The organism is Spiroplasma endosymbiont of Lasioglossum malachurum (assembly GCF_964020065.1).
GTDB lineage: Bacteria > Bacillota_I > Bacilli_A > Mycoplasmatales > VBWQ01 > Spiroplasma_E.
On record NZ_OZ026534.1, the window covers coordinates 752,598 to 766,783 of the forward strand.

The 14,186-nt window shown below is 23.9% G+C and carries 13 protein-coding genes; 10 read left to right on the forward strand and 3 right to left on the reverse strand.

The window, feature by feature from the left end; genetic code table 4:
• Positions 1-135 precede the first annotated feature (135 nt).
• Positions 136-1,401, reverse strand: a complete 1,266-nt coding sequence (locus AACK95_RS04250; RefSeq protein ID WP_338979520.1) for a rod shape-determining protein — start codon at positions 1,399-1,401, stop codon at positions 136-138.
• 279 nt (positions 1,402-1,680) lie between these two features.
• Here AACK95_RS04250 and AACK95_RS04255 point away from each other — a divergent pair, with 279 nt between their 5' ends.
• The 5 genes from AACK95_RS04255 to AACK95_RS04275 all read left to right on the forward strand — a co-directional run bounded on the left by AACK95_RS04255 (position 1,681) and on the right by AACK95_RS04275 (position 6,188).
• The gene (locus AACK95_RS04255; RefSeq protein ID WP_338979521.1) at positions 1,681-3,852 is read left to right on the forward strand and encodes a fructose-specific PTS transporter subunit EIIC; all 2,172 of its coding nucleotides are present in this window, start codon (positions 1,681-1,683) and stop codon (positions 3,850-3,852) included.
• Between the two features lie 70 nt (positions 3,853-3,922).
• The gene (locus tag AACK95_RS04260; RefSeq protein WP_338979523.1) at positions 3,923-4,198 is read left to right on the forward strand and encodes a hypothetical protein; all 276 of its coding nucleotides are present in this window, start codon (positions 3,923-3,925) and stop codon (positions 4,196-4,198) included.
• A 311-nt stretch (positions 4,199-4,509) separates the two neighbouring features.
• Positions 4,510-5,460, forward strand: coding sequence for an IS30 family transposase (locus tag AACK95_RS04265; RefSeq protein ID WP_338979395.1), 951 nt, complete (start codon positions 4,510-4,512; stop codon positions 5,458-5,460).
• Positions 5,461-5,808, forward strand: a complete 348-nt coding sequence (locus tag AACK95_RS04270; protein WP_338979525.1) for a hypothetical protein — start codon at positions 5,461-5,463, stop codon at positions 5,806-5,808.
• Positions 5,809-5,900: 92 nt separating this feature from the next.
• The gene (locus AACK95_RS04275; protein WP_338979527.1) at positions 5,901-6,188 is read left to right on the forward strand and encodes a hypothetical protein; all 288 of its coding nucleotides are present in this window, start codon (positions 5,901-5,903) and stop codon (positions 6,186-6,188) included.
• Between the two features lie 142 nt (positions 6,189-6,330).
• On the opposite strand, the gene AACK95_RS04280 is transcribed toward AACK95_RS04275, so the two are convergent.
• Together AACK95_RS04280 and AACK95_RS04285 are read right to left on the reverse strand one after the other, a co-directional pair.
• Complete coding sequence (locus AACK95_RS04280; RefSeq protein WP_338979529.1) at positions 6,331-6,510, reverse strand: hypothetical protein; 180 nt, start codon at positions 6,508-6,510, stop codon at positions 6,331-6,333.
• Between the two features lie 83 nt (positions 6,511-6,593).
• Positions 6,594-8,603, reverse strand: a complete 2,010-nt coding sequence (locus AACK95_RS04285; protein ID WP_338979531.1) for a hypothetical protein — start codon at positions 8,601-8,603, stop codon at positions 6,594-6,596.
• Positions 8,604-8,729: 126 nt separating this feature from the next.
• Here AACK95_RS04285 and AACK95_RS04290 point away from each other — a divergent pair, with 126 nt between their 5' ends.
• The 5 genes from AACK95_RS04290 to AACK95_RS04310 all read left to right on the forward strand — a co-directional run bounded on the left by AACK95_RS04290 (position 8,730) and on the right by AACK95_RS04310 (position 14,055).
• The gene (locus AACK95_RS04290) at positions 8,730-9,623 is read left to right on the forward strand and encodes a hypothetical protein (protein WP_338979533.1); all 894 of its coding nucleotides are present in this window, start codon (positions 8,730-8,732) and stop codon (positions 9,621-9,623) included.
• Between the two features lie 13 nt (positions 9,624-9,636).
• The gene (locus tag AACK95_RS04295) at positions 9,637-10,791 is read left to right on the forward strand and encodes a YitT family protein (RefSeq protein ID WP_338956719.1); all 1,155 of its coding nucleotides are present in this window, start codon (positions 9,637-9,639) and stop codon (positions 10,789-10,791) included.
• A gap of 152 nt (positions 10,792-10,943) precedes the next feature.
• The gene (locus AACK95_RS04300; protein ID WP_338979535.1) at positions 10,944-11,984 is read left to right on the forward strand and encodes a DUF3137 domain-containing protein; all 1,041 of its coding nucleotides are present in this window, start codon (positions 10,944-10,946) and stop codon (positions 11,982-11,984) included.
• A 172-nt stretch (positions 11,985-12,156) separates the two neighbouring features.
• Positions 12,157-13,107 (forward strand): IS30 family transposase, encoded by a 951-nt coding sequence (locus AACK95_RS04305; RefSeq protein WP_338979536.1) that lies wholly within the window; start codon positions 12,157-12,159, stop codon positions 13,105-13,107.
• Between the two features lie 60 nt (positions 13,108-13,167).
• A complete protein-coding gene (locus tag AACK95_RS04310) occupies positions 13,168-14,055 on the forward strand; it encodes a hypothetical protein (protein WP_338979537.1) in 888 nt (295 codons plus the stop codon).
• Positions 14,056-14,186 lie beyond the last annotated feature (131 nt).

Genomic DNA, 14,186 nt, shown 5'->3' on the forward strand with positions numbered 1-14,186 from the left:
TGTCTAATTTTCATTATTTTTCAAATAATTCATTTTTGGAAATAAGTTACTAATATGATAATAAATTATTTCGTAACTTTGACAACCGCCCAAAATTTTTAATAATTTAAATTAATTTAAGATTTTTATAGTTTTTTATCCTAAATCTTCGTCCTTTATTAGAATTTCACGATTAGGATTTTGTTCAATTATTAATTGTTTGTAAATTGTATCACGATATTTTACACAACCATCAATAACATTATCTAAAGGATTTAGAGCAGTCCGCACTTCAAAAAGATCTCCTTCATATTTTTGACGCATTGGTTTTGTACCTTTTTCAGTTTTAACTTCAATATAATATTCTTTAGCTAATTCTTCTTGAATAAATTTATCAACTTTTTTAATATAAGCTCCACCACCACAAATTGTGATTCCCTTACCTTTTTTCTTTAAATCACTAATACTTCCAGCAGCCTTGTCACCAGCAGTTCTTAGTACTCTGCGAATGGCTGGAATAATATGTTCTTTGAATTGAACTTGCATAACATTTTCACGAATTTCTTCTGGTGTAATTTCAATAGTTTTAGAAATTGACATTGTTTCTCCTGGTTGAGAATTTAATCTAGGTAATGAAAAACCCGAAATTGTGTATGGTTTTTCATCTTGATATTTCATAAGTGAGCCAATATTTTTAATAACATCTTCAGCTTCTTTTATTCCAACTTTTAAGGCATGTTTTTTTATAATATATTCTTGAACTTTTTGTATTAAATAGTCACCAGCACAATGTGTTGTATATGAATATAATATTGAATTATTACTAATAATAGCAACATCAGTACTGCCACCACCAATATCAATACACATAATTGCACTTCCAAAAATATCTTGCCCTGAACCTAAGGCTGCCATTTTTACTTCTTCTTGTACAAATCCACGGAGTGCTCCTAAACGATATACAATATTTTCTAAAGCTTCTTTTTGTACTGAATTAATTTCACTTGGTGTTGCCATCAACACAATCAAATTACAATTTTTATCTAATTTTTCATGTTTTTTTATAGAATTGTTATTAATTTCTTTTAAATTTTTAATTTCAAGTCTGAAATCTTGAAAAATTTTAGTAAGAATACGTTGTAAAGCATTTGGATCAGCAATATTACCATCACGAACTGGACGTTTAATAATAACATTTTCATTTGTTTTGTCAGTTAAAGCCTTAGCCTCTTCACCGTAAAGAATTCTATTTTTTTCATAGTCTTCAGCTAAATAGGTTGGAGCATCATATCTAAGACCTATATTAATATGTCTAGCTTTAAAGTTTTCTGTTCCGATATCTAAAGCTAATCATTGATAATCAGTTATTGATTTAAGTTTGTTATTTTTCTGATTTAAATTTTCTTTTCTTGTTTTAAACATTTCTCTAATTTTCCCTTTCTTTAAATACTTAAATTTTATCTAAATTAATTTTACATTATTTTATAAATAAGTTATTTATATTAATTTATAAGGAAATATGGGATTAATGTTGATAATTTTTATTTATTATATTTTGTTTAAAAAACAGCAAAAACTTTGAAGTATGTAATATATCTAATTTTATAAATATTAAATTTAATTGAATAAATAGTTAAAAATATATTTTAATTATCTGAAAAAATCTCTGGTTTTTATTTAAAAAAGGAGATAAAATAATCATTGGAAAGGAAGGTAAAATTGAAAATAACTAATGATTTATTAAACAACTCACATATTATTTTTGAATCTAATATTAAAAATCAAATAGAAGCACTAACTAAAATTACTGATTTGGCATTTTCATTAGGTTATATTACTAATCGTGATGAATTACTAAAAGCATTTCTTGCTCGTGAACAAGAATCATCAACAGGTTTTGAAGGTGGAATTGCAATTCCACACGCTAGAATTAAATCAATTAAAAAACCTGCAATTCTAATATTATGTAATAATAATGGTGTTGACTGAAAAGCAATAGATGGACAATTAACAACTTTTATTATTGCTTTAATAATTCCTGAAACACAAGCAGAAAATTTACATTTAGATATTTTAAGTACACTTGCAATTAAACTTGTAAATGAAGATTTTCATAAAAAATTAAAAAATGCAAAAAATTCACAAGAAATAATATCGCTTATTAATGATGAAACAGTTAAAAATAGTACTAAAAAAAAAATAAAAACAATGAAAAATAAGGAAACAAAAAAAATTATTGGAGTTTCTTCTTGTACAACTGGAGTAGTTCATACTTACATGTGTAAAGAATTATTAGAAACCGCAGGAAAAGAACTAGGCTATCAAGTACATATTGAATGTCAAGGTCAAAAAGGACCAGAATATGTACTAACAGAACAAGAAATTAAAGAAGCGGATGTCGTTATTTTAGCAACAGATGTTGCAATTGACTTAGAACGTTTTATTGGTAAAAAAACATATACTTGTGGTACAAAACCAGTAGTTAAAGATGCTAAACAAACTATTAAAGAAAGTTTAACAAAAGCAAAAATATACGCTGAACCTAATGGTAATAGTGGTGATTTCATTTTAAATGCTTCGAAAGGTAAACCAGCAATTTTAAAACATTTATTAAGTGGAGTATCATATATGATACCATTTGTTGTTTTTGCTGGTTTAATTTTTGCTATTGTTGGTGGTATCGCAAAAGGTACTTTTGGTAATGGATTTGAATTTAAAAATTCATGAAAAGAACAACTTGTTTGATTAAAAACAAATCCACCAGGAGTTAATTCTGGATTAATTGGTGGTACAACGCTAATGCATGTATTAATGATTATCAATAACATTGCTGGTATTGGCTTTACATTGATGATACCAATCATGGGCGCTTATATTGCTTATTCAATTGCAGGACGTCCCGGTATTGCTCCAGCAATGATTATTACATTTTTATTAGTATCACCTGGTACGGGAATGTGATTTGGATGAGGAGTATTTAATCTTACTGCTAGTTCTAAAATTGATGCAAGTCAACCTTTTCAGGGTAACGCTAATGTTTCATGAACATTATTTGGTGCTCTTTATGGAGGACTAATGGCTGGTTATTTAGTTAGATTTGTAAATTCATGAAAAGTACCAAAATGATTATTACCAATTATGCCAATTATTATTATTCCTGTTTTTTGTACAGCAATTATTGCAATTCCAACCGCTTTCTTTTTAGCAGCACCGTTTGGATATGTAATGGGTGCATTGGATTATGGTTTAAGTTGAATGGGGTTACATCCAAATATAGGATTTTTAGTTGGATTATTATTAGGAGCAATGGTTGGATTTGATATGGGTGGTCCAATTAATAAAACAGCTGTTCTTGTTGCAACATCATTAATGGTACAAGATGGTGGTCGATTAATGGGACCAGTAGCAGCAGCGATTCCGATTGCACCATTGGGTTGTGCATTAACATCAACAGTATTTAGTCGTAAATTATTTATAAAACAAGAACAATCATTAGGGTGAAATGCCTGATTATTAGGGTTTATGGGAATTTCTGAATCTGCTATTCCATTTGCAGTGAGAGATACATGAAGAACAATAGTTGCTAATGTTATTGGTAGTGCTGTTGCGGGTGCTTTAGCATTTGGTTTTGGTGTACTTGGTCATGTTGGGGCTTGAGGTTCTTTTATTATTGCTTTATTTGGTGGTGTTACTAATATTGATGGTAGTTATATTGGTATTTTATGATATGCAGTAGCTATTATTATTGGTACGGTAGTACAATCTATTATTTATACTTCACTTTTATTGCAAAAGCAAGGATTATATAAATCTTCAATTTTAACGTTATTAAATAAAATTGGAATTAAAACTAAAAATAAAAAAAGAAAATAATATTAATATATGAATAATAAAAAAAATTGATGATTTGAAAATCAATATAGTCGAAGTTCAATAACTATTGATGATAAAAAAAACTATTTATCATAAAGGATTAACAACTTTTAGTTTAAAAAAACAAACTAAAAATATTATTATGATTAATAATATTAATTATTTAGTTCTTAGAAAGCCAACTTTTTGACAGTGTGGGTACCTTTATTTTGTTTTAAAAAATGAAATTGAAAAAACTAATAATCAAGAAATTTTATTATCTAATTTATGTATAGCCTTCAAACGAAAAAATGAATTTAAAGAAGCAGAAGAAATTAAGAGTATTATTGATAATTTAACTATTTAAACTAAAAAAAGCTTTTAATTGACACATTAAAAAAATAAATTACAATTCTAATTATAATTTAATAGATATCCAATCCTAATATAGATATTTCTCTATATTAGGATTTTTATTAAATTAAAATATTTGAAAGAAAGATTAAAAGATATGCCTAAAAATATACAAAATATACAAATGACAGAAAAAGAATATAAAAATTTTAAAAATTATGCTGAATTATACTTGTAAGTGCAAGTAAATAAAATTGCAAAAAATTCTCATATAAAAATTTCATAATGCTAAATTTAGTTTAGAAAAAAGTAAGGAGTTTTTATATGAGTTATAAACATCTTGGCATAGATGAAAGGATTTATATTGAGAATCAATTGAAATTTAAATTTAAAATTAGTGAAATAGCTAAAAATCTTAATCGAAGTATTAGTACTATTATTCGAGAAATTAATAGAAATAAAGATAATAATCATTATTTTTCATTAATTGCACAAAATAAAGCTGAAAATCGAAAACAATCACATATTAGTTTTCATAAGTTTAAAAATAAGAATTTAGTAAAATATGTACAACAAAAATTACTATTAGGTTGATCACCTGAACAAATTTATGGCAGAATTAAAAATTTTCATAAAGAGTGAGTTATTAGTTTTAAAACAATTTATACTTGAATTTATTTTGGAATGCTTGATAAAGTTACTAGTAAAAATTTAAGAAGAAAAGGTAAAAAACGAAAATCTAAAGAAAATCGTGGCAAGTTTAATGGTAAATCAATTAAAGAACGAGATATAAATGTTAATGATCGTATAACACTTGGTCATTGAGAAGGAGATACTATAGTATCATCAAGAGGCAAAAGCAAATCATGTTTAATAACTTTAGTTGAAAGAGTATCACGATTTACTTTAGCAATATTAGTTAAAAACAGAACTACTAAAGTTATTAATAAAAATGTCAGTTATTATTTATCAATTCTTCCTAAAAACATTGTTAAAACTATTACTTTTGATCGTGGCAAAGAATTTTCAAATTGACAACAACTTGAAAAAAATTTAGATGTAAAAATTTATTTTGCCAATCCATATTCACCTTGACAAAGAGGTACTAATGAAAATACTAATGGTTTAATTAGAGAAAAATTTCCTAAAAAATTTATTTTTTCAAAAACTAATAAAAATGAAGTTCATAAATTTATATTGTCTTTAAATCAAAGACCGAGAAAAATATTAAATTATCTTTCACCAATCGAATATTTGGATAGAAAAATAATTTAGTTGCACTTACCTTTACAATTTAGCAAAATTACTAATGAACATTTTTTCTTTTTATTAGTTAATATGGAAAAATTTGGAATTATTGATGCTGAATTTTTTTTGGATCAAATTTTTGTTAAATGTTGTCAACCAAAAAATAAAAAAAACGAGATAGTACTTTATTTAGAAAAAGAAAAAAATGATAATACATATAATGTTTATTATATTTTTGTGCTTGATGAAGAAAATAATATTAAAAATTTAAATAATAGAGATTTAAAAGAAATAATAGAAATTGAAAAAAATAATTTAATTTATTTTCCAATTTCTATTTTTTGTCAAGAAATTTCTAAAGAAAAAAACCAATAATTCCTGATTATGATCTTTTTGCAGTTTGTTGAACAATAGATGAATCAATAAAATATTATCAACCACCAATACCTACTAATTCATTTGCAGCATTGAAAATAGATAGTTGATCAAATAGTTATAGAGAAAGAGATTTGAGTAAAATTTTTAAAAAAGGTCATAATTATGAAAATTTTTTTAATTTTAGATACTCTTTAGAAATATCAAATACTTTAGAAAACAAAGTATTTCTTGATAAATTAAGTAAAAATTTGGGTTATGAAGAGGCAATAAATGATCAATTATGTCCAATCCAGCATTCTTTTGAACTTGTTAATATTAACGTTAGAGATTTTAATGAAAATTTTTATACATTTTTTTACCTAATCAACAATTATTAACTGATTTTACATTTCCTAATGGAATAAAAGTAGATAAACAGACTATTTCTTATTTTGCTGTTTATGAACCTTTTAATGATGGAATTTTTTTATGAAAAAAATTTCTAGAACCTTTTTTGTTTTATACAAAAACAAAAGGATATTATGTTCCAAATAATTGTTTTGTAAAATAAACTGATTTTTTAGGTTTTGCTAATTCATTTAATCCTTGAGTTAGAAAAATAAGAGAAGAACAAAGTGAAAGACGGAAATCTAATGAACTAAGTTTATCAGTTAATGTTGAAGCAGTAAATAGCTTAGAAAATGATAAACCTAATTCCAAAAAAATAAAAGAACAGTTATTTTGTATTAATTCACATTTGTCTTTGTGTTAGATTTCTTTTTTTTAAATTGTTGTTTTAAGTATTAATCATAAATAATAGCAATAATAGTTAAAATGAAACCAATACTAAGAAAACCAGAAATAATATAACCTAAAGTATTACCACGCGCTTCATTAATTGTTCAATTAACTGATAAATTTCTTAGATTATTAATTTCTGTTGCATTCATATTTTTTAGTTCCTTAGAAGTATAATTAAGTTTTAAAGCAACATTTCATAATTTTATACCAGTATCAGTAGTTCAAAATTCAATAATAGGTAAATTATTACCATGATAAATAGTAAAATATTGTCAGTTGCTAATATTATTTCAATTAACAGTTTGTAGTAAATATACATTATTATTGCTTTTGGCATTTAATTTAAAAGTAGTTTTTGGTTTTAATGTTCATAAATTCATTTTATTCATAGTAGTACTATCAATAGTAATAATATTTACAAATTGGATAGTATTATCATAGTTAAAATTAATTGTAAAACCGTCATTAGTATTAGTGCTATTAATGTCATATAAATTATTATTTACTATTCCAACATATTTAATATTAGTATTAGTACTATTATCTAGTGTTGGCAAAATATTTTGATTATATATTAATACATGGTAAGTTATTATTTCATCTTTAAATTTAATATTAATTTCAGAATTACTATTAATAATAGTTGTAATACTATTATTAATATTTGGTAATAATGGTTGATTATCATTAATAGTAATATCTTTTAGTTCATCATTAGTTACATTTAAAATTAGATTATTATTACTAATTCAATTATTAGTACGATTAACTGCAGTAAGTTTATCTTTATAAATATATGAATTAATAAAATTAGTCAATTGTTCATTTTTAGTTTTAGTAAATTTAATAGTATTAATTCGACTTCAATTGTTATTTTTACTATCACTTAGTAATAATTTACTTGTATTATTATTAATAAAACCAAGATTATCATTTATTCTTTGGAAATTGGCACAATAACCAATTTTAGTAAAAGCACCTAATTCATTTACAAAATAGCCAATTTCTTGTTCATCAATAAAAATACCTAAACCATCATGAAGTAAAATAAAATTATTCATATAATGTTCATTAATTTTTGTAAGTTTAATATCATTACTATCAGTAATGCTTAAATGATAAGGTTGTCCAAAAAATTTGGAGCTATTTTTGAGATTTACATTTAAAATTCCTTGATTGTTACCAGTCTTGCTAAAAAAAACAGTAGTAGTACTAAACAGTGGCTCCTTATTAATAATTAATGGTTTTGTTGTAGCATTACCATTATCTTCTATTGTTAAATAAAATAATTGACCATTAACATCACGAATAATGCCACCATTATTATTAATGGCAACAAAAGAATTTAATAGTATTGGATTAGGAACATTCATATTAATTGGCTTGATATTACCATCAACTTTTAGAATATAAGAATTTTGATCACCACCAACAAAAACACCAAAAGTATCATTTATAGTAGTAAAACTAGTTTTACCTTTTCCATAGTGATAGGGAGTAACTAAGTTAGTTACTTTTCCTTCTATATTAATTAAGTCAACACCAATATCGGTACTAACGATATTATTACCAAAGTTAGTAAAAGTATGATTTGGAGTTTCAATGGCAGTAGCATCATCACTAATACCATTTTTAGTCATTAAAAATGAATTATTAATAAAATTAGTATCATCACTTTTATAAAAATTATTTAAAGTAGCAATTCCTAAGTTATCATCAAATCTAATAAAATTATTAATTTGTAAGTCTAAATTATTATATGTGCCATCCTTATTTAATAAATAAGATTGTGCTTGTGAATTTGTAAAAATACCAGCAATAGAATTAGTTGAATCATTTTCATTTCAATTATAAAAATTTCCACTTTCAAAAGCTAAGGTTAAACTTTGTTCATTTAGGATAGTATTTTCTGATTTTATTTCTTTATGATGATAATTATTTATTTTCACTTGGCTTAAATTAGTAAAAGCGGCTAGTGAAATAGTAACTAGTGTATATAAAATTTTAAACATATTATCAATTCCTTTAATTTAAACTAATATTAATTATAAAGATTTTGAAGATAGTGTATAGCAAAATAATAAAAATAAGTTACAATTTATATATGATATTTTTTAAATTAAGGAATGATTATAATTATGAAAAAAATTTTAACATTAATGGGTACTATTGCTTTTGGTAGTGGAATAGTAACGCCAGTTTTAGCTTGTTCTGATCAACAACAAGATAGTATTTTAAAAGCAATTACTAATGGTAATGGTAATTATAATGGTTGAGAATCAACTTTATCAAAAGTTGGTATTAAAAAACCAGTGGGTGTTCCTATTGATGGTCAAAGACCTGAAAAAGAACAAGTTATTGAAAATAAAGCATTAGAAAGCAGTCTTGCACAATCACTTGCCAAATTAATTTTAGATAAAGCAAATATTAAAGAACCAACTTGATTTGATAGTCAATTAGAAGTAGGTACTAAATGTTATTATTTTACGATTGATAATGGTAAAATAGATGAATCAACAAAAGCAAGAACTTGAAATATTGATACTTCAACCGGTAGAATTAGTATTAATATTACTTATCAAGTTGGAGTAGTAAATAATGATAAAAGTTTTAAAGTTGAACAATACATAAAAAAAACTTTTAATATAAAATGTTCTTATACACAAAGCGATTACATAGTTTATAGTTGTGTTAGTGATGTTACTAAATTATCAGAACAAATAGTACCAATTAGTGTTGATGATGAAACTAAACTTGATATTGATAAAACATATGCTGATTTTTCTCAAAAAACTAAAACCTTAGTTCAAGAAGGAATAAGTTTAGCATTAAATAATAATCCTTATGTTAATTCTGTTAATATTAATATCAAAGGAATTGATGGTCAAAAAGTTACAAGCTCTGGTCCTAATAAATTAGAACTTAAAGTTAATTTTGTGATTAGTTTTCAAGATTCATTAATTGACATGTCTTTACCTTCGCCTTATGATGATAGTAATTATGTTCCAACAATACTTCAATTTAATAGTTAAAAAGGAGTTTAATATGTCCAATAATTCAGAAGCAAAAAATAAAGATAAAGAGCCACCGTTAATTGTTGATGCCTTTACTTTTAAAAATATTGGTGTTAAACAAGAGATCCATTCTTCATGAAAAAATTTTAATTGAAAAATAACTTCCAAAAATTTATTATTAATTTTTATTGGTGCTTTTTTAACAACTGTTTCCTTTTTTTATTTTATTAATCGTGCTGGTTTATATACTAATGGTTTATCAGCTTTTGCACAATTAATAGCTAAATTTATTGCCTTATCTTATAATGGCAGTATTACTGAACAAGAAACAACGCAAGCATTTTGATTTTATCCAGTATATTTTCTTATTAATGGTCCTATCATTATTTGAGGATTATTCAAGGTTGGATTTCGTTTTACTCTTTATACTATCATTTATTTGTTATTTCAAAATGGAATTAACTTTTTGTTAACAGCAATTGATGCTCTTAAAAATTTTCAAGTTTTAGGTAATGAGCCATTAAAAGGTACTACAGATTATTGGCACTTAGTTTTACCACGTACTTTTATTTTTGCTGCTTTAGGTGGATTAATTTATGGTGCTGGTATTGGTATTTTATTTAAAACTGGTGGATCTAGTGGTGGTATGGATTTTATTAGTACTTATATTTCTATGAAACGTAAATATTCAATTGCTACTATTATTAGAAATACTAATATTATTATTGTTGTTATTGTTTTAATTCTTGATGGAACTTTTTTACAGAAAACTAGTCTTGTTGATAATTTTTTAGTTAGGCCTTATTTTATGTCAACGCTTGTTTATATTTATGTAGCAGCTTTTGTTATGAATAGAGTTTATCCAAAATATATGTTGATGAGTGTATTTATTATTTCTAATGAATTAGAGCAAATCCGTAATGATATTTATCGAAATAATTATTTACGTGGTGGTAATGTTTGAAATGTGAAAGGTTTGTATTCAGGTAATGAATATAAAATGATGATGACAACAATGTCATTATTAGAATATAATTTTTTTAAAACAAAAATAGTTCGAATCGATCCTAAAGTTTTTATGGTAGCAGTTCCTGCAAAATATATGCATGGTGGTAATGCAGGTAAACCTCCACAAAATGCACCTGTTAATATTACTGAAATTAATGATTTTTTAGAAAAAAACTAATAATATATATGTTATAATGTAATTAGTTTTATAATAGTAGGTTTTTAGACTTCTAAATAGATTATTACATCTATAGTTAGTCTTTTTCTATTTTTTTATAAAACAAAATTAATTATAAGCTATATTAAGAATTAAAACAGAATGGAATAATTATGAAACATAATTTATCGCCAAAGGTTGTAAATGAGATTGTTAATAATATTCATACTGACTATAATAATAGTAGTAATCATTGATGAATTAAATTAATAAATAATCGTTTATGAATTAGTTTATGAATTATTACTACCATTATTGCTCTAATTGCTATTGGTGTTAGTATTGGTATTAACAAATCATCATTTATTAAAAAACCATTTACCATTATTAGTATTATTGGATTCATTGTTGGATGCTTTTTATTAGTGCAGAGTTTTGTATTAAAAACTAAAATTCATGAAAAATTAATAGAAGAATTACCAATTATTAACTATTATCAATGAGTTATTAAAGATAATAATTCACAAATGAATTTAACAACTATTAGTGATTATTGAACAATTGAACCACAAGGTAATTTACCTTTAGATGAACAACCTAATTATTATAATTATTGTGAACAAATAATGATAGGAAGTATTAATGGTCAAAATTTTAACTATGGAAGTATCATTAACCAAAAAGTTATGTATGAGACAAGTTCTGGATATAATAGTGCTGCTCAAGTTATTGAAACAGAAAAAATTACTTGTTATTATGCACGTTTTGTTTATTATACAACTATTATTAGGAATAATAATTTTACAATGACATTAACACCACGTAATATATTTTCAAAAAAATTTCGTAGTAAAAAGAAAGTTCAATTAGAATCACATTTATTTGAAGATTTATTTGAAGTAAAATGTGATAATCAAATTAAATTAAGATTAATTTTAGAACCAAAAGTAATGAATTTACTTAATGAATTTGCTTATAGTTTAGGAAATAAGGATTTACCAGTTATTCACATAGAAAATGAACAATTAACATTAAGTTGAAAATATGAATTAGGAAAAAATCCTTATAATGATGGAAAAGGCAAATTGATGGTTTTACCCACCACTACTAATCTTGAAAAGTTTATTAATAAATTATTAGCAATGATTAGTAAAGATATTTTAAATTTAACGCAAGCACAAATGTGAGTTAATAACTTACAATTATTATTATAATAATTTATATAAATTACTTTACAATAATTTAAAAATAAGGTAGATAAAATTATGAATAACTATCAATTGCTGAATTATACTTGTAAGTGCAAGTAAATAAAATTGCAAAAAATTCTCATATAAAAATTTCATAATGCTAAATTTAGTTTAGAAAAAAGTAAGGAATTTTTATATGAGTTATAAACATCTTGGCATAGATGAAAGGATTTATATTGAGAATCAATTGAAATTTAAATTTAAAATTAGTGAAATAGCTAAAAATCTTAATCGAAGTATTAGTACTATTATTCGAGAAATTAATAGAAATAAAGATAATAATCATTATTTTTCATTAATTGCACAAAATAAAGCTGAAAATCGAAAACAATCACATATTAGTTTTCATAAGTTTAAAAATAAGAATTTAGTAAAATATGTACAACAAAAATTACTATTAGGTTGATCACCTGAACAAATTTATGGCAGAATTAAAAATTTTCATAAAGAGTGAGTTATTAGTTTTAAAACAATTTATACTTGAATTTATTTTGGAATGCTTGATAAAGTTACTAGTAAAAATTTAAGAAGAAAAGGTAAAAAACGAAAATCTAAAGAAAATCGTGGCAAGTTTAATGGTAAATCAATTAAAGAACGAGATATAAATGTTAATGATCGTATAACACTTGGTCATTGAGAAGGAGATACTATAGTATCATCAAGAGGCAAAAGCAAATCATGTTTAATAACTTTAGTTGAAAGAGTATCACGATTTACTTTAGCAATATTAGTTAAAAACAGAACTACTAAAGTTATTAATAAAAATGTCAGTTATTATTTATCAATTCTTCCTAAAAACATTGTTAAAACTATTACTTTTGATCGTGGCAAAGAATTTTCAAATTGACAACAACTTGAAAAAAATTTAAATGTAAAAATTTATTTTGCCAATCCATATTCACCTTGACAAAGAAGTACTAATGAAAATACTAATGGTTTAATTAGAGAAAAATTTCCTAAAAAATTTATTTTTTCAAAAACTAATAAAAATGAAGTTCATAAATTTATATTGTCTTTAAATCAAAGACCGAGAAAAATATTAAATTATCTTTCACCAATCGAATATTTGGATAGAAAAATAATTTAGTTGCACTTACCTTTACAATTTAGCATACTAAAAAGTAGTGATTATCTAAGGAAGTTTATTATGAAAAAAATATTAAAAATTATAAGTGTTTTTGCATTTACTAGTATTACTAGTATTAATATTAGTGCATGTGATGTTTTTCACAATTCATCAGTTGATTATCAGCAATTATTAGAAGATGCTGCAAATTTAATTGCTAATAATACTTATCCCAATTTTAATAATTTTTTAAAACCCGAAAATAAAAATCATGTTTTTGATTTTAAAAAATTAATTGAAGACAATATTAGTAACTTGTTTAATACTGCTCCAGAAGATTTTAGTAATATTACTTATGAAATTACTAATGGTCAAGATGAAATAAAAAAAATTAGTACTACTAATATTAAAATTCATTTAGCTGTTTATAATAATTCTACGGTAAAAGATTGTAGTTTTGATGCTAATTTTAGTCCATTACAAGATTATATAAATGAAAAATTAGAACCATTAGTTAATGGAACACAATATTTATCAATTAACAAAAAAGACAGTGGTGGATTTTATAATGACTTAGTTACTGCTGGTGCTACTTTTAAAAGGGAAGAAAAAAATCAAAAAGAACAATATTTAAGAAATAATTCAGATAAAGCTAAAAATTTTTGAAAATTATTTCAAGAGTGAATTCCTTCTGAAGAAGTGAAAAACCCTTTATTTGGTAATATTTTAGTTCCATTATTAAATTTTATTCCAAAAAAACCCTTTACTTGGTTAACTTTTGATAATTTTAAACCATATTTGTTAAATGCTGGCGGCTATAATAATGTTATTGCTATTACTGGCAATAAAAAATTTGGTGATAAATATTATGATTATATAAAAATTCGATTAGAGGGTAAAAATTCAAAGGATATTGCTTTTGGTAATAAATATGAAGGTTTAACTTTTATTTTTACTACTAATAGTTAATTAATAAATTTTTAGTTCCTTTTTGAAAAGATAAAAATTAATAATAAAAATTACTTTTATAACTAATTTTGTATGCTGAATTATACTTGTAAGTGCAAGTAAATAAAATTGCAAAAAATTCTCATATAAAA